Source organism: Bradyrhizobium sp. LB8.2, assembly GCF_040548035.1.
Classification (GTDB): domain Bacteria; phylum Pseudomonadota; class Alphaproteobacteria; order Rhizobiales; family Xanthobacteraceae; genus Bradyrhizobium.
Genome location: NZ_JBEPQV010000030.1, coordinates 1 through 19219 on the forward strand (window position 1 = coordinate 1; position 19219 = coordinate 19219).

Genomic DNA, 19219 nt, shown 5'->3' on the forward strand with positions numbered 1-19219 from the left:
AAACCGCCTTCGCGCAAAACAAGGCACGATAACGCATCATGGCAACCGCGCTGTCACCGCAATTACCGTGTCTCATTCCAGGGGTGCAGTCCAGCGGCGAGCCACGCCACGTGTATCCTGCGGCGCAAAATCATGCCGAGCACGAAGGGCCCCAGGAATACGGCCTGGGCCTTCACCGAAAAGGCCAACGCAAATGACACGACGCCATTTCGGTCCCGCATGAACAGCGCCACGGAAACCAGCGTGAAGAAGGTCCAGATCGAATCAGTCTGCCCCCATACTGCCCCGTTGAAGATCACCGTCGGTGCAAGCCAAACGGCACAGAAGCCCAGGGACGCGCGCAATGGCACCTTTGTAGCTTGCCAGACGATCTGGGCCACAGCGATCGCGCAGCCAAACTCGAATACTGCCGAGATCATCTTCAGGAGGGAAAGTGGCTCGCCTAGCCAATCAAATCGAGCGGCAATCAACAGGAGATAGCTGAAAAACGGGGTATAGTTGGTAAAAGCTTCGGCCAGCCCACCAACGCCGTGATCTCGAGCAAAGACATACCAGGGGATCACATACCGAATGGTGTCGTCGGTCGCGTGCTCCCGGGCGAAGTAGCGGAGCACGAGGCCCACAAATCCGCACCCGATCGCAATGGCAATTGCAAGCCGCCAACTCTTTGGCAGCGTCTTGTCCGGATTGACGTAGCGACCGGACTCGCGGCTCGCGTCGTTTCCAACAATCTCTTTTGTCACGGGATCACTCGTGCGGGATTTGTGCGCGACCATCGGCGCCCTCTGGCCGCCTCCATGAAATCAGGAACCATTGGATACCTGAGTTCCGGACGTGGTCGGCTTTCCTTTGCGCTCCGTCAAACACAGAGGCACTCCAAGCTTCGGGCGCGTCCATAGTGACTTCTTCAAGGTCGAAGCAAGCCTCTGGGCTCCAGGTTCGTGACCTAACCTGTACGAGTAACCAATTCATGGCTGGATAATGTCTAGCTTTGCATGTCTTGGGATTGCTACGAAAAGATTGTTTGGTTTGCGAATGCTTTAGAGAGACTAAGCGCGACGAATTGCAGCGATCAAACTTGGGGGCATGACGGCGGAGGCTGGAGTGGCATTACCGCTGCAGATGTCGCGTAAAAATCCGCACGACATGGCCCCTGACCCTCGGCGCCTCGTCGTAGAGGTCTGACGCGAGCCGCTCGATGGTCTCGCGCAGCGACATGAACTGCGCCTGCCGCGCGCTGCTTTCGGTACCCTGCATGCCCGCCAGTTCGTCCATCGCGGCGTCGCTGATCTGGCACTGCACGACCTCGCCGTCGTTCAGCATGGTGAAGAGAAAGGCCAGCCGTTCGAGATCATGGCCAATGATCCTGTCGCGCATGAGTGGCATCAAGTCGTCCCGGTCGAGCCCCCGCGCCGGACAATGCCTGAAAATCTGACGCCTTGTCACCATGCGTGGGGTGCGTTAGCCGAAGGCGCGGCCCACTCCCTGTCCCGAGCTGTCGTCGGAATTGGCGGGTTACGCTTCGCTAGCCCCGCCCTACGGTCTCAATAAACGAGAGCCGTGCCAGTAGGTTTGTCCAGCGCAATCGCCAGAGACTTGTACTCTTCGCAATCGCGGCCGCAGATCGTGGCGATACGACTTAGGTGATACATCGCCTGCTCGCGGTTGCCCTGCTCGAGCTGCCAGAGCCCATAATACTGCCAGGTCAGCACGTGATTCGGATCGGCCCTCAGCGCGCGCTCGTACCAGATCTGCGACTGCTTGTAGTCGCCGAGCTTGCGATAGGAGTAGCCGATGAGGTTGGCGACGTTCGGATGATCGTCATGGTCCAACGCTTTCAACTGCTCGATCGCAGCTGCGTAGTCGTTGCGCTCGTAGATCGTGTCATAGGCCACACGGTAGCCGGCCGCGAATGCGGGGTCACCGATGCGCGACTGGTTGTTCGGCTTCTTGCCTTTCTGGGTTGCCTTGGGGTTGGAACGTTTCGGGTAGGCTGGCTGCGCTTTCTGGTCCGAATAGGCGCCCGCATAGGGATCGGTGGAACTGACGCCACCGCCACCGCCGCCACCACCACCGCCTCCCGCGGCCAGCCCTGGCGAAGCGAATAACGTCGCTGCGAGCATTCCCGGCACGACAAATTTGATCATCGCTGTGATCATTGCTGCCTCCTGTTTCTGACAACGCAACCCAGACGACGTGATAACCCTGCTCCGACGGCGATATTCCGGAATGCTTGCGTTCTCACGGAGACGTCAGTGTCGTGCGTGCGACAGTCTTGCTGCCAGATCCTGCCGGCAATTGGGCGGGACGCGCTACTGGAACGCGACTTCGGCGAAACTGCGGAGCTTTCGCGAATGCAACCGCTCCGATTCCTGCTGCTTGAGCCGTTCCAGCGCCTTCAGGCCGATATCGAGATGCTGGCCGACGCGGCGACGGTAGAATTCACTGGCCATGCCCGCGAGCTTGATCTCGCCGTGCAGGGGCTTGTCGGAGACGCACAGCAGCGTGCCGTAGGGGACGCGGAAACGGTAGCCGTTGGCGGCAATCGCGGCCGATTCCATATCGAGTGCAACTGCGCGCGATTGCGACAGACGGCGGATCACCGCCGGGCCGGAGATCTCCCAGTTGCGATTGTCCACGCTTGCGACGGTACCCGTGCGCATCAGACGCTTCAGCTCGAAACCTTCGAGGCCCGTGACGTCCTCGACGGCCTCTTCGAGTGCGACCTGCATCTCCGCCAGCGCCGGGATCGGTACCCACAGCGGCAGCTCGCGGTCGAGCACATGGTCCTCACGCACGTAACCATGCGCAAGGACGTAGTCGCCGAGCCGCTGCGTGTTGCGCAGGCCCGCGCAATGGCCGAGCATCAGCCAGGCATGGGGCCGCAGCACGGCCACGTGGTCGGTGACGTTGCGCGCGTTGGACGGGCCGGTCCCGATGTTGATCAGGGTGATGCCGCGATAGCCGGGCTCGACCAGGTGAAAGGCCGGCATCTGCGGCGTGCGGGCGGGCGCAACGCCCGTCATCGCGCCGCCGCTGCGCGTGATTACATTGCCGGGAGCGACGAATGCCTCGAAGCCGGCTTCGCCGGACTGAAGCCGCTGCTGGCAGAGCTGCGCGAAGGCATCGACATAGAACTGGTAGTTGGTGAAGATCACGAAGTTCTGGAAATATTCGGGGTCCGTGCCGGTGTAGTGGTAGAGCCGGCGCAACGAGTAGTCGACGCGGGCCGCCCGAAACAGCGATAGCGGCTCGGGCGCGCCGGGCTGGAGTTCGAAAGTGCCGTCGGCGATGGCATCGTCCATGGTGGCCAAATCAGGCACGTCGAACGCATCGCGCAGCGATCCCGCGACGGCGAAGTTCTCGCTGGTGGTGATGGCCGCCTCGATGTTGATATCGCGACGATAGGCGAAGTGAACGGGGATCGGTTCGCCGGATTCGCCGATTTCGACCGGGACGCCGTGGTTCTGAATCAACAATCCGATCTGCTCGGTGAGATAGGTCCGAAACAGATCCGGACGCGTGACGCTGGTCTCGTGCACACCGGGCCGGGCGACGAAGCCGTAGGCGAGCCGCGAATCCAGCCGCGCATGCGTCGCAGTGGTGACGCGGACGAAGGGATAGAAGGCCCGCACCCGCGTCGTGATCGCCTCGCCGTTGACGTAAGCCTCGAACCAGTCGCGCAGGAACTTTGTGTTGCGCTCGTAGATCTCTTCGAGGCGGGCGACGGCGAGACCAGCGTGGGAGAAGGATTCGGTGGCGATGGACGGTGGGGATTGGATGGATTGCATTGTTCGACGCCGGGTTGCTGGGGCTGAATCGAACTATAGCAAGAACGAAGGCTCTCCGTCATTGCGAGCGTAGCGAAGCAATCCAGAAATTTCGCTGCGAAGGCAGACAGGATTGCTTCGCTGCGCTCGCAATGACGAATGGGATGACGCGCTTTCGCGCGTCACTTCTCCCGGAACGCCCGCATGAACTGGTCGTGCAGCGGCTTCATCAGATAGGACAGCATGGTGCGGTCACCGGTCTGGACGAAGGCCTCTGCCGGCATACCGGGGATCAGCTTGGAGTCGCCGAGTTTGGCGACCTCTTCCGCTGGCAACGAGACGCGGATGGTGTAGTAGCTCTGGCCGGTGCGCTGATCGGTGGTGACGTCGGGCGAGACGCGGCTGACGACGCCGTTGAGCTCGGGCGTGGTGCGCTGGTTGAAGGCGGACAGACGCAGCAGCGTCTTCTGGCCGATCTGGAGCTTGTCGATATCGACCGGATTGACCTTGGCCTCGACCTGGAGATCATCGGCCTGCGGCACGATCAGCATGAGTGCGTCACCGGCGGTGACGACGCCGCCGACGGTGTGCACCGTCGATTGCAGCACCATGCCGTCCTGCGGCGCGCGGATGTCAACGCGGCGAAGCTGATCTTCGGCCGCGACCTTGCGCTCGATCATTTCGCCGATCTTGTCGTTGGTCTCGCGCAAATCCTTCGAGACCTCGCTCACCATGTCCTTGTCGACCTGGATGATCTGGAGCTCGGTCTCGGTGATCTTGCCCTTGGCCTGCGCGCGCGAGGCGATGTATTGCGCGCGCTCGCCGTTGAGCCGGGCGGAATCGCGTTCGAGCGTGGTCAGGCGGGAGATCTGCACCAGGTGCTTGTCATAGAGATCGCGGACACCGACGAGTTCCTGCTGCACCAGCGAGATTTCCTTGTCCTTGGCTCTCTCCTGCGCGGAGAGCCCCTCGATCTCCTCGTTGAGCTGCTGGACGCGTTCGCGAAGCTGCGCCTTCTGGCCGGCGCGGCCGTTGACACGGACGTCGAACAGCTTGGTCTCGGCGGAGAGCAGGTTCTTGACATCGGGATCGTTGCCGCGCTCGAGCAGGACTTGCGGAAACTCCAGCTTGTCGATCCCGCGCTGCTCGGCCTGAAGCCGCGCCGTGCGCGCCTGCGCGGCGTCGAGATTCTTGGTGACGATGGCGAGGTTCGCCTTGGTGACGGTGTCGTCGAGCCGCACCACGATGTCACCTGCCTTGACCACGTCGCCGTCGCGGGCGCGCACCTCGCCGACCACGCCGCCGGTCGGATGCTGCACCTTCTTGACGTTGGATTCGACCACGATCTGGCCCGGCGCGATCAGCGCGCCCGAGATCTGCACCGTCGATGCCCAGCCGCCAAGGCCGACGGCCAGGACCAGCACGATCGCGAGACCGAGCATCAGGTGAAATCGGATCGATTCCCGCACCGTTCGCTTTGCGGCAGGCTTCCCGCCGCCGATCGCCATCGTGCTCATGCCTTGGCTCCGCTTTCGCTGACGATCTTGATCGGTGTCGGCGGCGTCACACGCGGCTGGAGTACCTGGGCGAGGACCTGTTCCTTCGGCCCGAAGGCCTGCATGCGGCCGTCGCGCAGCACCAGGATCTGGTCGACCGCTTCCACGCCGATCGGGCGGTGCGCCACCACGATGACGACGGCACCGCGCTCGCGCGCCCCACGGATGGCGCGGGTCAGTGCCTCGTCGCCTTCAGTGTCGAGATTGGAATTGGGCTCGTCGAGCACGATCAGGAACGGGTTGCCGTAGAGCGCGCGCGCCAGCGCCACGCGCTGCGCCTGGCCTGCGGAGAGCGAGGTGCCCTGCTCGCCGACCTGGGTGTTGTAGCCCTCGCGCATCTTGATGATCATCTCGTGCACGCCGGCCTCTTTCGCGGCAGCGATGATGCCGTCGGAGGTGGCGTCGGGATCGAAGCGGCTGATGTTCTGTGCGATGGTGCCGCCGAACAACTCGACGTCCTGCGGCAGATAGCCGATGTGGCGGCCGAGCATGTCCGACGACCATTGGTCGAGCGCCGCGCCGTCAAGCCGCACCTTGCCGCGAACCGGCTGCCAGACGCCGACCAGCGCGCGGATCAGCGACGACTTGCCGGAGCCGCTCGGTCCGATCACGCCGAGGCCGTTGCCGGCTTCGAGCGCAAAGGTGATGTCCTGGACGATGACGCGCTGGTCGCCGGGGGGCACCATGGCGACGCCTTCGACCGAAAGGCGGCTGGTGGGCGCCTGCAACTGGGTCGGCATCGTTTGCGCCGGCATCTGCTCCAAAAGACGGGTAAGGCGGTGCCAGCTCTGACGTGCCGCGACAAAGGATTTCCAGTGCGCGATCGCAAGATCGACCGGCGCAAGCGCACGGGCCGAGAGGATCGAGCCGGCGATGATGATGCCGGCGGTCGCCTCCTGGTGGATGACGAGATAGGCGCCGACGGCGAGCACGGCCGATTGCAGCATCATGCGCAGCACTTTTGCGACCGCGCCGAGACCGCCGGCGACGTCGCTCGCACGCTGGTTGCCGTCGAGATATTTTTCGTTGGCCTCGCTCCAGCGCGCGTTCATCCGGCCGGCCATGCCCATCGACACCATCACCTCGGCGTTGCGGCGGCTGGACTGGGCGATGTCGTTGCGCTGGGCGGCGAGCCCCATCGCCTCGCGCGCCGGCTGGCGGGACATGAACTCGGTGACCAGCGTCAGTCCGACCAGGATGATGGCGCCGATCAGCGCGGTGACGCCGATCATGACGTGGAAGGCGAAGCAGATGGCGAGATAGAGCGGCAGCCAGGGCAGGTCGAAGAACGCGCTCGGTCCCATGCCGCCGAGGAAGGAGCGGACATTGTCGAGATCGCGCAGCGGCTGAAGACCCTCGTTGCGGCTGCCAACCAGCAGCGGCAGGCGCACGATGGTGTCGAACACCCGCTTGTTCAGGGCTTCGTCCAGCGCGGTTCCGACCCGCCCCAGGATCCGGTTGCGGATCATGTCGAGCACGCCCTGCGCCATGTAGAGGAAGCTGGCGAGGACGATCAGGCCGACCAGCGTCGGAATGCTGCGGCTCGGCAGCACCCGGTCGTAGACCTCCAGCATGAAGATAGACCCGGTCAGATAGAGCAGGTTGATCATGCAGCTCATCAAGCCGACGCCGACGAACGCCGCGCGACAAGTGCGCAGCGCGTCACCGAGCTCTGAACGGCGGAGGCCGGGAACGGCTGCCATCAGTCTGATCTCTTTCGGGTGGGAGCCAAAGCCCCTGATTTCAAAGGCGAATTCAGGAGTAATTGACCCGGATTAATATCGCGTTTGCGCTCCTCGCCCAACGCAGCCGAATAATCCGGGACCCCTTTGGTCCACATCACCCCCGACCAGCCTCGCACGCAAGTCCGGAATCTCACGTTCTTGCGGCTTTTTCTTGCAGACATGTCACCTCTCCCCGGGCGGGGACAGGTCAAAAGTTCGATCAATTGAACTCGGGCGCCATTAGAACCGGCCGCCGCCGCGTACCAGCCGCACCACCAGCAGCAGGATGACCGCGCCGATCGCGGAATAGACGATTTCGGATATCAGCCCGGTGCCGATGTGAATGCCGAGCTTCGGGAACAGGAAGCTTGCGACCAGCGCGCCGGCGATGCCGACCACGATGTCGCCGATGATGCCGAACCCGGTTCCGCGCACCACCTTGCCCGCCAGCCAACCGGCAATCAGGCCGACGAACAGGATGACAAGCAGGCCTTCGTTGGAAATGTGCATAAGTGCGATCCCCCTCCGTGAACGGCCCCATGGAACTGGAGCCGGGATGAATGAGGTGTGAATGCTGCTCCCCGTTCCCCGGTCCAAATATTAGGACAGCGCGGTGACCGGCTCCGCCAGCACACACCTAGCCGCCCTGCCCGCTCCCACTTCCACATTCGCGGGCAGTTGCTCCATGCAGCGAGGCTGGGCCACGGCGCAGCGGGGGGCAAAAGAGCAGGTGTTGGGCTTTTCAGCCAGCGAGGGCGGCGTGCCGGGGATGGTTTCAAGCCGCTGCCCCCGCTTGGCGCCGTGGATGGTGGAGGCAAGCAGTCCCTTGGCATAGGGATGTACCGGCGAGCGGACGATGTCGCGAAGCGTGCCCTGCTCCACGATCTGGCCGGCATACATCACCGCGACGCGGTCGCAGATCTCGATGGCGACGCCGATGTCGTGGGTGACGAAGATGACGGACATGCCGAATTCACGCTGCAACTCGCGTAGCAGCAGCAGGATCTGGATCTGCACGGTGGCGTCGAGCGCCGTGGTCGGCTCGTCCGCCAGCAGGATCTTCGGCCGGCAGGCGAGCGCCAACGCGATCATCGCGCGCTGACGCATGCCGCCGGACATCTCGTGCGGATAGGCATCGAGACGACGCTTGGCGGAAGGAATGCGCACGACCTCGAGCATGTCGAGTGCTCTCGCGCGTCCCTCCGCATAGCTTTTGCCCTCGTGCCGCACGACGCTTTCGGCGATCTGCGCGCCGATGGTGTAGACCGGATCGAGCGCGAGCGCGGGCTCCTGGAAGATCATCGACACGGTCTGTCCGCGGAACGACGACAGCTGCTCGTCGTTCATGGCGAGCACGTCGCGGCCCATGACGTTGACCTTGCCCGCGATCTGCGTGCGCTTCTTCGGCAACAGCCGCATCAACGCGCGCAAGGTCACGCTCTTGCCCGAACCGGACTCGCCGAGCAGGCCCAGCACCTCGCCATCGCCGAGCGAGAGACTGAGATCGTTCACGGCATAGACCGTGCGCTCCCCGGTAAAGCAGATGTTGAGGCCTGAGATCTCGACGAGCTTTGTCATGACGGAAGTTTCGGCAGCCTATCGTGATAGTCGGTGACGCGCTGGAATGCCGCGCCGATGGTGATCAAGGTCGCCTCGTCGAAGGAGCGGCCGATCAGCTGCATGCCAATCGGAAGACCGCTCTTGGTGAAGCCTGAGGGCACGGTGAGCGACGGCAGGCCGAGAAAGTTCACCGGACGGGTGAACAGCGTCAGCCGCTGTAACAGCGCCGGCGCGTTCGGCCCGCCGCCGACGTCGCTCTCCTCGATCGTCGGCGCCGGCACGGGAGAAGCCGGTGCGATAATCGCGTCAACGCCCGCGGCCGCCGCATTGTGCGCGGCGAGCGCCGGGCCGCGCCAGCGCATCGCCTCGAGATAGGTGATGGCGGGAACGGCAAGACCGTTCTGAAGCCGCATCAGGACCTGCGGGCCGTAATCCTGGGCACGCTCGATCATCCAGCGCTTGTGGAACGCGGCCGCTTCGGCCGCGAGAACGAGCTGGCTTGCCGCGGACAATTGCCGCTGGTCCGGCAGCTCGATTGTGACGATGTCGGCGCCCTGGCGCTTGAGAACGGCGATGGTCTCGTCGAGCACGCGCGCGACCTCGCTATCGAGATCGTCGACATAGAAGGACGAAGGGACGCCGATTTTGAGACCTTTCAGCGAGCCCTTGGTCGCGCCGACATAGTCGGAAAGCGGCTCGTGGCTGCAGGTCGAATCCTGGGGATCAGGGCCGGCCATCAACGCCAGCAGCAGCGCGCAGTCCTCCGCGGTGCGGGCAAGCGGGCCGACCGTGTCGAGCGACTGCGACAGCGGCATCGCGCCGGCGCGGCTGACGCGGCCCACGGTGGTCTTCAGCCCGGTGACGCCGCAGAAATGCGCGGGCATGCGGATCGAGCCGCCGGTGTCGGAGCCCAGCGCCGCATAGGTCAGCCGCGCCGCGACCGCCGAGCCGGAGCCCGACGACGAGCCACCGGTGATATGCGCGACGTTCCAGGGATTGCGCACCGGACCGTAATGGGCATTGTGGCCGGTCGGCCCATAGGCGAACTCCGCCAGATGCAGCGTGCCAAGGCGGACCTGGCCGGCGTCCTTCAGGCGCTGCAAGGCGGTGGAGGTCACCGTCGGCACGAAATCGCGACGGATCAGCGAGCCGCAGGTCGCGACGCGGCCGGCGTCGTAATACATGTCCTTGTGCGCGAGCGGCACGCCATGCAGCGGCCCGCGGACTTCGCCTTTGGCGAGTTCGGCGTCGGCAGCGTCGGCGGCCTTCAGCGCGGCCTCCGATTCGATCGACATGAAGGCGTTGAGATGCGGCTGCCATTGCGCGATGCGGTGCAACAGCGCGCGCGTGACCTCATGCGAGGACACCTGCTTCATCGCGATCGCACGCGCGACCTCGGCGAGCGTCATCAATGCAGGCTCGGCACTCATTTCGACACCTTGTGCGTCTGCGCGATCGGATACAGCGAAGGCTCGAGGTCGAACGGCAACGTGCCGGCGATGGCCGCAAAGCCTTCAAAGGCAGGTCCGATGGAATTGGAGATGCGCGTCGCGATCTCGTCGTCGACGGGAACGCCCGCGACCTGTGCCGTCGCCTTGATCTCTTTTGTCGTCGGTCTCGTCATGCGGTTTCCTCCTTCGGCGAGCGGCTATGGCCTGAACCCGGGATCGCCATGTAGCACGCGGCCTCGTGGCCCATTGTATCGAGCGCGGTGAGCTTTGGTGTCGCATTTGCGCAGAGCGGCTCCGCAAACGGACAACGGGTATGGAAGCGGCAGCCGGACGGCGGATCGATCGGATTGGGCGGATCGCCCGTGATCGGCGGCGTCTCGGTTCGGCTATCAGGATCGGAGGACGGCATCGCGGCCAGCAGCGCACGCGTATAGGGATGCGCGGGCCTGTCCCACACCCGGTCGACCGGACCGAGCTCGACGACCTCGCCGAGATACATCACCAGCACGCGATCGCTGATGTAGCGGACGACGTTGAGGTCGTGGCTGATGAAGAGATAGGTCAGCCCAAACTCGCTCTTGAGATCGGCGAGCAAATTGAGCACCTGCGCCTCGACGGACTTGTCGAGCGCGGAGACCGCTTCATCGAGGATCACCAGCCGCGGCGACAGCGCCAGCGCACGTGCGATGTTGATGCGCTGGCGCTGGCCTCCGGAGATCTCGTGCGGGTAGCGATTGGCGAAATTTGCAGGGACCAGCCCCACCTTGCCCAGCAGCTCGCGCGCCAACGCACGCGCCGCGCCGTCCGCCATGTCGTGCACCTTCGGGCCGAAGGCGATCGATTCCTCGATGGTCAGGCGCGGATTGAGCGAGGCGTAGGAATCCTGGAACACCATCTGCATGCCGCGGCGCAGTTCGCGCAAGCTTAGCGACTGCCCGACACTCATGCCGTCATAGATGATGTCACCGGTATCGCGCGGCATCAGGTGCATCAGCAGCCGCGCGGTGGTCGACTTGCCGCAGCCGGATTCACCGACGATGCCGACGGTCTCGCCCTTGGCGACGGAGAAGGACACGTTGTCCACCGCGCGCACGGTGCGCTTTGCGGCGAACAATCCGCCACGAACCGGAAAATGCTTGGTGAGGCCATTGACCTGAAGCAGCGGCTGCGCGACGCCGCCGCGGTCCTCGACCGGTTCCAGCATCAAGACGGAAGCGTTGGTTTCGCTCATGGCTAGTTCCTGATGTCCATGGCGCTACGCAGGCCGTCCGAGAGCAGGTTGAAGCAGACCGAGACCGCGAAGATCATCGCACCGGGGAGCGCGGCGACCCAGGGGTTGACGTAGATCGCGGTGCGCAAGGTGTTCAGCATCAGGCCCCATTCCGGCTCCGGCGGCTTGGTGCCGAGGCCGAGGAATGAGAGGCCTGCCGCTAGGATCATCGAGACCGAAATCAGGCTGGTGGCATAGACGAAGATCGAACCGAGCACATTGCCGAGGATATGTACGCGCATGATGGTGAATGGACCGGCACCGGAGGCACGCGCGGCGTCGACGAAGTCCATGTTGCGCACGCCTGTCGTGACGCTTTCGGCGACGCGTGTGATCTGCGGCACGAACACGACGGTCAACGACACGATGGAATTGAGGATGCCGGCTCCGAGTGCGCCGGAGATCGCAATCGCCAGCAGCACGGACGGAAACGCGTAGAACACGTCGATCGTGCGCATGATCGCGGTGTTGAGTTTGCCGCCGACATAGCCGGCGACGAGGCCGAGCGAGGTGCCGATGCAGAAGGCGAGGATCACCGGCAAAATGCCGATGAGGAGCGACAGCCGCCCGCCATAGATCAGCCGCGCCAGCATATCGCGACCGAGCTCGTCGGTGCCGAGCGGGTAGCCTGATGTGCCGATGTGGCGCAGGCGCCGGATCATCGAGCCCTTGTAGGGATCTTCCAGACCGAGCCACGGCGCAACGATCGCAGACAGGAAGATCAACAGCAGCACCAGCGCGCAGACCATGCTGACCTTGTCGCGCCGGATGCGGCGGCCGACGGTCGCCCAATAGCCGCGCGCCCTGGTCGCGGGCGCGGCCTGAAGCGCCGCATTGCTTGTGACGGACAAAGGAAGCTCGCTCATCGCTAGCCCCGCTTGATGCGCGGATCGATCGCGGCTTGCGCGATGTCGACCAGCAGATTGAGAAAGACGAAGAACAGCGCCAGGATCAGGATCGTGCCCTGCAGCAGCGGCAGGTCGCGCTGGAAGATCGCGGAGTTGAGCAGGAAGCCCGAGCCCGGCCAGGAGAACACGGTCTCGATCAGGATCGAGCCGCCGAGCATGTAACCCAGTTGAAGCCCCATCACCGCGAGCGCGGTGGGCGCGGCGTTCTTGATGACGTGGCGGAACACACCGCGCTCATGCAGGCCTTTTGCACGCAGCGCCTCGACAAAATCCTGGCTGAGAATATCGCCGGTCAGCGCGCGCACCGTGCGGGTGACGATGCCCATCGGGATCACCGAGGTCGTTATCGCCGGCAACACGAGATATTTGAGATGCCCCCAATCCCAGGCCCAGGCGGTGGAGCCGCCGGGCCCGGCGCCGACCGCGGGCAGCCAGTTCAGCTGGACCGAAAAGATGATGACGAGCACCATGCCGAGCCAATAATGCGGCACCGAAACACCGGCGATGGCAAAGGACGTCGCCAGCTTGTCGACCCAGGTCTCGCGGAAATAGCCGGCGATCAGGCCGAGCAGGATGCCCATGGTAAAGCCGATGATGGCGGCGGCAACCGCCAGCGTGACGGTGTTGCTGACCGCGCGCATGACCTCGGCAAGCACGGGACGCCCGCTGGCGATGGAATTGCCGAGATCGCCATGCAGCGCGCGCATCAGCCACAGGCCGAACTGCACCGGCAGCGGGCGGTCAAAACCGTAGGCGGCGCGGAGTTGTGCGGCAAGCTCCTGCGACGCATCGGCCGGCAGCACCGCGACGAGCGGATCGCCCGGCGTGATGTGCACAAGCAGAAAGCACACCAGCGCGACGCTGATGACGATCGGGACGACATAGACGATGCGTCTGGCGATATAGGCAAGCACGTCGGATTCTTTCTTCCCTTCTCCCCTTGTGGGAGAAGGTGGCATAGGCCGCCTCAGGCGGCCTTTTTTTTAAGACGACGCCGAAGCAGAGCTTCGGCTACGGCGCCGGACGAGGGCTTGTTTCCGCGGATGATACTGCGTTGAGAGGTCCGCATTCGCGGAGAGAGACCCCTCACCCGGCTTCGCTAAAGCGAAGCCACCCTCTCCCGCAAGGGGAGAGGGTACAGCGAGTACGTTGCTAGCAGCTCACTACTGAATCGACACCAGCGAGAAGTCGATGAACCAGCTCTTCGGCTGCACGACGCCTGTCACCTTCGGGCTGATGGCGCGGGGCCCGACGTCGTGGGCGACGTAGAGGAAGGCGGCGTCGTCGACGGAGGCCGCGTGCAGTTCGGCGAGCGCGGCGTCACGCGCGGCGGGATCGAAGGTTTGCCGCGCCTTCTTCACCAGTTCATCGAACTTGGGATTGTTGATAAAGCCCCAATTGTTCGAGACCGGCGGCGCCATGCCCGATTGCAGGAAGCGCACCAGGGCGAAGAACGGATCCATCGCCGCATAGGTGACGTTGGTGGCATTCGAGCTATTGGCGCTGGGATCCTTGGCGCCGCGGCGCCAGTTGGTGAACAGCGTATTCCATTCGATGACGTCGAGTTGCACGTCGAAATAGCATTCGGCCAGTGCTTGCTGGATATATTCGTTCATCGGCAGCGGCTGCATCTGGCCCGAGCCGGACGCAGAGGTCTGGGTCTTGACCGTCAGCTTCTTGTTCGGACCGAAGCCTGCCTCCTGCATCAGCTTCTGCGCGGCAGCCTTGTCATACTTGATCTCGAAGGTCGGCTTTCCGCGCCAGGGATGGCCGGGTTCGAAGGTGCCGGTCGCGGGCACCATCAACCCTGCAAGCAGACCGTCCTTGAGACCTTCGCGGTCGATGCAGAGGTTTGCCGCCTTGCGCACGCGGATATCGTTCCAGGGCGAGCCTTCGACGCGCGAGAACTGCCATGGCCAGACATGCGGCTGCTCGTTGGCGTAGAGCTTGAAGCCGCGCTGCTTCAATTCAGGCAGCGCGTCCGGCGCCGGCGCCTCGATCCAATCGACCTGTCCTGAGAGCAGCGCCGCGGTGCGTGCATTCGCTTCCGGCATCGGCAACAGCACCATCTTGTCGACCTTGGGCACGCGCGCCTTGTCCCAATAGCTCGCGTTCTTGACCAGTTCAAGCCGCTCGCGCGGGGTGAAGGCCGCCATCTTCCACGGGCCAGTGCCCGCGGCGTCCTTGGCAAAGGCGGTCCATGCGGCCTGCGACTTCGCCTTGGCGTCGGCGCCTTCCGCCTTGTCATAAAAATGCTGCCACTTCGCCGGGCTCGCCATGAACAGGTTGGTGAGGTTGATCGGCAGGAAGCTGTCGGGCTCCTTGGTGGTGAGTTCGACCGTCATGTCGTCGATCTTCTTCGCGGACGCCAGCGTCGGCATACGCGACGCCGTAACGCCGACTTGGCTGGCATCGAATTGCGGCGCGTCCTGCTTCAGCACTTTCTCGACATTCCACACCACGGCATCGGCGTTGAACGGAGAGCCGTCATGGAAGGTGACGCCCGGGCGCAGCTTGAATGTCCATTTGGTCTTGTCGGCGTCGTCGACCTTCCACTCGGTGGCAAGACCGGGGATCACTACGCTGGCCTTGTCGGCCGAGGACAGGTCCCAGCCGGTCAGCGCGTCATACATGGTGAGGCCGGTGAAGCGGTTGCCTTCAAATCCCTGATCCGGCTGGCCCAGCGTGCGCGGAATATCGGCAGCGGTCATGCCGATCCGCAGCACAGTGTCGGCGCTGGCCACGCGCGGCCACGCTGCCGCACTCGTCAGAGCCAGCGCAGCCATCAGTGCCGCCCGCGTAGTCTTCTTGATAAGCATCGACTCAATCCTCTTCGTCTTTCGATGATCAATTTTGATGCAATCGTATGCAATGGCTGTGCCAATGGGGAAACTTATTCTGCGAATTGTCCCTGCGACGACAAGTCCTTGTGATCGGACGTCGGCGAGGGCCGCCCGCTGCCTATTCTGGCATCAAGATTGCAAGTTTGGCCCCGATTTCTCCCTGGGAGCTATGGGCCATGCGTATCCGACTGCCGACCTGTCTCGCCGTGCTTGCGCTGGCGTTTTCCGCAATTTCGGCGCGTGCCGAAACGGTGGTGCGCTACGGCATCTCCATGGCGGATATTCCGCTGACGACGGGCCAGCCCGACCGCGGTGCCGGCGCCTATCAGTTCACGGCCTACACGATCTACGACCCCTTGGTGGCCTGGGAGATGGACGTCGCCGACCGGCCCGGCAAGCTGGTGCCGGGACTGGCCACGGAGTGGAAGGTCGACGACACGAACAAGACCAAGTGGCGCTTCACCTTGCGCAAGGGCGTGAAGTTTCACGACGGCAGCGAGTTCGATGCCGATGCGGTGATCTGGAATCTGGACAAGGTGCTCAACGACAAGGCGCCGCAATTCGACAAGCGGCAGAGCGCGCAGGTGAAGACCCGCCTGCCCTCGGTCGCAAGCTACACCAAGATCGACGATTCCACAGTGGAGATCACCACCAAGACGGTCGATTCCTTCTTTCCCTACCAGATGCTCTGGTTTCTTGTGTCGAGCCCCGCGCAATACGACAAGCTCGGCAAGGATTGGGACAAGTTCGCGAGCCAGCCCTCCGGGACCGGCCCATTCAAACTGACGAAACTGGTGCCGCGCGAGCTCGCCGAGCTCACGAAGAATCCGGATTATTGGAACAAGAAGCGCATTCCCAAGGTCGACAAGCTCGTGCTGGTGCCGATGCCGGAAGCGCTGACGCGCACCAATGCGCTGCTCGCCGGGCAAGTCGACCTGATCGAGACGCCGGCGCCGGACGCCGTGCCGCAGCTCAAGGCGGCCGGCATGAAGCTCGTCGATAACATCACGCCGCATGTCTGGAATTATCATCTGAGCGTGCTGCCGGGCTCGCCCTGGACCGACATCCGCCTGCGCAAGGCGCTCAATCTCGCGATCGATCGTGAGGCAGTGGTCGGCCTGATGAACGGCCTCGCAAAACCCGCCAAGGGCCAGGTCGATCCATCCAGCCCGTGGTTCGGCAAGCCGAGCTTCGAGCTGAAATACGATGTCGCCGCGGCGAAGAAGCTGGTCGAGGAAGCCGGCTACTCCAAGGCGGAGCCGCTGAAGGCCACCTTCATCATCGCACAAGGCGGCACCGGCCAGATGCTGTCGCTGCCGATGAACGAATTTTTGCAGCAGAGCTTCAAGGAGATCGGCATCGACATCGATTTCAAGGTGGTCGAGCTCGAGACGCTCTATACGCATTGGCGCAAGGGCGCGGCCGACGAGATCAACGCCGGCATCACCGCCAACAACATCGCCTACGTCACCTCGGATCCCCTTTACGCCATCGTCCGCTTCTTCCATTCGAGCCAGATCGCGCCGGTCGGCGTCAACTGGGGCGGCTACAAGAACCCGAAGGTCGACGCGCTGATCGACGAGGCCAAGCAGACCTTCGATGCCACCAAGCAGGACGAACTGCTGGCCCAGGCGCATGCGCTGATCGTTGACGACGCCACGCTGGTGTGGGTGGTCCACGACACCAACCCGCATGCACTGTCGCCCAAGATCAAGCAGTTCGTGCAAGCGCAGCACTGGTTCCAGGATCTGACGACGATCGGGGTGGAGTGAGACGGCAGCTCAACCCTCTGCCGTCGTCCTGGCGAACGCCAGGACGACACCTCTTGTTGGGCGGCAGCGAGAGCCTCTCGCCCCCCTTACTTCGTCAGCAGCGCATACGCCCCGGTCCAGCCCTCCGCCGGCGGGTTGATCTGGAAATCCTTGATGCGGGCTTCGTACAGCCCGAACAGCTTTTCCAGCGTGTCGGCATCCTCGCTGCGACGACCGCGCTCGATCGCATCCAGCGCGCCCTGCCAGTCGCGGCCGCGATAGCAGGCAAGCATCTCGATGGTGACGTTGCGCAGGCGCTGGAACGGTCCAGAATGCAACACGTCGCCGCGGCCGGCGATGGCGTAGATCACTTCCGGCTCGGTCTTGCCCTTGACCATGATGAAGTCGAGCTCGAGGATTGCGAACTTGTCCTTGGCGGCGAGCGCGGTCCTCGAGCCGACGATGATGGGAAAGCCGTACTCTTTCGACTGACCTTCCAGGCGCGAGGCCAGGTTCACGCTGTCGCCGAGCACCGAATAGTTCTTCTTCAGGTCGGAGCCCATGTTGCCGACCACGCCGATGCCGGTGTTGAGACCGATACCGACATTGAGCGGGATGTAGACGTGGCCGCCATCGGCGGCTTCCTGCTCGCGGTCCTTGTTCACCGCGTCGATCTTCTCGAGCATCTGGATCGCGGCCTCGCAGGCGTTGACCTCATGCGCGGCATCGTCGAGCGGCGCGTTCCAGAACGCCATGATGGCGTCGCCCATATATTTGTCGATATAGCCCTTCTGATCGATGATCACGTCGGTCAGCGGCGTCAGGAAGCGGTTCATGAGCGCGATGAGCCCCTGCGGATCGTGCTTGTAGGTTTCCGATATGGTGGTGAAGCCGCGCACGTCGGAGAACATGATCGTCATCTCGCGCTCCTCGCCGCCCAGCACGAGCTTTTCCGGCGACTGGGCGAGCTGCTCGACCAGAACCGGCGACATGTATTGCGCGAACATGCCGCGGATCTGCACGCGCTGCCGCTGTTCGCGCACGAAGCTGGCGAAGATCAGCGTCAAATAAATCGCCGTGGTCGAGAGCAGCGGATAGGTGAAGTCGATGAGATAGCGATATTGCGCGTAGAAGAACCAGGACACGCCGATCAGGATCGCGGCGAACGTCGCACCCGCAAGCACGAGGCGTACCGGTCCGAGATTCGGCGTGAAGATGATGACCAGAATTCCGATGACGAGCGCCGCGAGCAGCTCGACGCCAAGCGCGTAGTTCGGCTGCGAGATCACGGCGCCGCTCAGCACGTTTTCGAGCACCTGCGCATGGATCTCGACGCCCGGCATGGTCGAGGACACCGGCGTGGTCTTGATGTCGTTCAGTCCGACCGCGGAAGTGCCGACCAGCACCAGCTTGCCGGAGAACTTGCCCGGCGGCACCGTGTTGTCGAGCACGTCGGCGGCCGAGACGTAGATCGAGGGATCCTGGCGGGCATAGTGCACCCATAGCTGACCGTTCCTGTCGGTCGGAATCTCCACACCCCTCAGACGCACGGCCCGCACACCAGTCTTGTCGGTCCTGACAAGCAGCGTCGGCGTGCCCGTGACGACGCGCAGAATCTCGAGGCTGAGCGAGGGCATGATCATGCCCTGGGCGCGCATGATCATCGGCACGCGGCGGATCAGGCCGTCGCGCTCGGTCCTGATCGAGAACAGGCCGCGGCCGGCAGCGACCTTCTCGATGACGGGCACGTTGCGCAGGAGGCCCGGGAATTCGAACAGGAAGCGTTCGGCGCCCTCCTCACCGACCGTCGCGACGCCGGTGAAGGGCAGCGACTTGTCGACCTCGGAGGATATGGCGTGCTGCCCGGTCTCGCCCAGCACCACGCGCGAGCGCTTGATCGCTTCGGACAGGATCTGGTCGTTGCTCGGCAGCTCGCGCAGCTTGGCGCGGGTGGCATCGTCCAGATCGCGCATCTGGCTCGCGACGATATCCGGGTTGAGCCGGTCGGCCTCCGAGAACACCACGTCGAAGCCGATCGCGACCGCGCCGTTATTGGTGAGGTTCTGGATCAAATCGGCGATCCGCGTCCGCGGCCACGGCCACTGGCCGAGCTTGGCGAGGCTCTTGTCGTCGATGTCGACGATGGTGACCGGCCGCGCCGTCTTGTGGCGCGGATCGATCAACTGAAACATGTCGAAGGTGCGGAGCCGCAATTCCTGGATCGGCGGCGGATCCCAGAGCCGGGCGCCGGCAAACACGACCAGCAGCCCAAGGCACATCAGCCGCGCAAACCCGAACTTCCGCGTAAACCACCGCCGCAGGATTTTGAGACGTTTCATGCCGGTCGGACTTCCTGGCCTGCATCATGCCGTGCGCGCCGATCATG

The 19219-nt window shown here is 63.7% G+C and carries 16 protein-coding genes; 1 reads left to right on the forward strand and 15 read right to left on the reverse strand.

The window, feature by feature from the left end:
* Nucleotides 1-62: 62 nt before the first annotated feature.
* From ABIB06_RS29295 to ABIB06_RS29360, 14 genes are all read right to left on the reverse strand, one after another.
* Complete coding sequence (locus ABIB06_RS29295) at nucleotides 63-743, reverse strand: putative hexosyltransferase (protein WP_354051408.1); 681 nt, start codon at nucleotides 741-743, stop codon at nucleotides 63-65.
* Nucleotides 744-1110: 367 nt separating this feature from the next.
* Nucleotides 1111-1386, reverse strand: a complete 276-nt coding sequence (locus tag ABIB06_RS29300) for a DUF1488 family protein (protein WP_345947009.1) — start codon at nucleotides 1384-1386, stop codon at nucleotides 1111-1113.
* Nucleotides 1387-1544: 158 nt separating this feature from the next.
* Nucleotides 1545-2159: a tetratricopeptide repeat protein gene (locus ABIB06_RS29305; RefSeq protein WP_354051407.1), complete on the reverse strand. Its 615-nt coding sequence runs from the start codon at nucleotides 2157-2159 to the stop codon at nucleotides 1545-1547.
* A 153-nt stretch (nucleotides 2160-2312) separates the two neighbouring features.
* Nucleotides 2313-3791, reverse strand: a complete 1479-nt coding sequence (locus ABIB06_RS29310; RefSeq protein ID WP_354069755.1) for an AMP nucleosidase — start codon at nucleotides 3789-3791, stop codon at nucleotides 2313-2315.
* Between the two features lie 161 nt (nucleotides 3792-3952).
* Nucleotides 3953-5287, reverse strand: a complete 1335-nt coding sequence (locus ABIB06_RS29315) for an HlyD family type I secretion periplasmic adaptor subunit (RefSeq protein ID WP_247448453.1) — start codon at nucleotides 5285-5287, stop codon at nucleotides 3953-3955.
* Entirely contained in the window at nucleotides 5284-7029 is a 1746-nt protein-coding gene (locus ABIB06_RS29320) for a type I secretion system permease/ATPase (protein WP_247448452.1), read from the reverse strand. Before ABIB06_RS29320 ends, ABIB06_RS29315 begins: the two co-directional genes overlap by 4 nt.
* A 261-nt stretch (nucleotides 7030-7290) precedes the next feature.
* Nucleotides 7291-7560 carry a GlsB/YeaQ/YmgE family stress response membrane protein gene (locus ABIB06_RS29325; RefSeq protein ID WP_247344183.1) on the reverse strand — a complete coding sequence of 90 codons (270 nt, stop codon included), beginning with the start codon at nucleotides 7558-7560 and terminating at the stop codon, nucleotides 7291-7293.
* A 90-nt stretch (nucleotides 7561-7650) separates the two neighbouring features.
* The gene (locus tag ABIB06_RS29330) at nucleotides 7651-8628 is read right to left on the reverse strand and encodes an ABC transporter ATP-binding protein (protein WP_354051403.1); all 978 of its coding nucleotides are present in this window, start codon (nucleotides 8626-8628) and stop codon (nucleotides 7651-7653) included.
* Nucleotides 8625-10040, reverse strand: a complete 1416-nt coding sequence (locus tag ABIB06_RS29335; protein WP_354051402.1) for an amidase — start codon at nucleotides 10038-10040, stop codon at nucleotides 8625-8627. The genes ABIB06_RS29330 and ABIB06_RS29335 overlap by 4 nt, the downstream gene beginning before the upstream one ends.
* Nucleotides 10037-10234 (reverse strand): hypothetical protein, encoded by a 198-nt coding sequence (locus ABIB06_RS29340; protein ID WP_354051400.1) that lies wholly within the window; start codon nucleotides 10232-10234, stop codon nucleotides 10037-10039. The genes ABIB06_RS29335 and ABIB06_RS29340 overlap by 4 nt, the downstream gene beginning before the upstream one ends.
* Nucleotides 10231-11292 carry an ABC transporter ATP-binding protein gene (locus ABIB06_RS29345; RefSeq protein ID WP_354051398.1) on the reverse strand — a complete coding sequence of 354 codons (1062 nt, stop codon included), beginning with the start codon at nucleotides 11290-11292 and terminating at the stop codon, nucleotides 10231-10233. The genes ABIB06_RS29340 and ABIB06_RS29345 overlap by 4 nt, the downstream gene beginning before the upstream one ends.
* Before the next feature lie 2 nt (nucleotides 11293-11294).
* Entirely contained in the window at nucleotides 11295-12197 is a 903-nt protein-coding gene (locus ABIB06_RS29350) for an ABC transporter permease (RefSeq protein WP_354069757.1), read from the reverse strand.
* A 2-nt stretch (nucleotides 12198-12199) separates the two neighbouring features.
* Nucleotides 12200-13153 (reverse strand): ABC transporter permease, encoded by a 954-nt coding sequence (locus tag ABIB06_RS29355; protein WP_354051395.1) that lies wholly within the window; start codon nucleotides 13151-13153, stop codon nucleotides 12200-12202.
* A gap of 249 nt (nucleotides 13154-13402) precedes the next feature.
* Nucleotides 13403-15058, reverse strand: a complete 1656-nt coding sequence (locus ABIB06_RS29360) for an ABC transporter substrate-binding protein (protein WP_354051394.1) — start codon at nucleotides 15056-15058, stop codon at nucleotides 13403-13405.
* A 200-nt stretch (nucleotides 15059-15258) separates the two neighbouring features.
* Here ABIB06_RS29360 and ABIB06_RS29365 point away from each other — a divergent pair, with 200 nt between their 5' ends.
* Nucleotides 15259-16854: an ABC transporter substrate-binding protein gene (locus ABIB06_RS29365; protein ID WP_354051392.1), complete on the forward strand. Its 1596-nt coding sequence runs from the start codon at nucleotides 15259-15261 to the stop codon at nucleotides 16852-16854.
* A gap of 86 nt (nucleotides 16855-16940) precedes the next feature.
* Here ABIB06_RS29365 and ABIB06_RS29370 read toward each other — a convergent pair whose 3' ends face one another.
* Nucleotides 16941-19172 (reverse strand): CHASE2 domain-containing protein, encoded by a 2232-nt coding sequence (locus ABIB06_RS29370; RefSeq protein ID WP_354051390.1) that lies wholly within the window; start codon nucleotides 19170-19172, stop codon nucleotides 16941-16943.
* Between the last annotated feature and the right edge of the window lie 47 nt (nucleotides 19173-19219).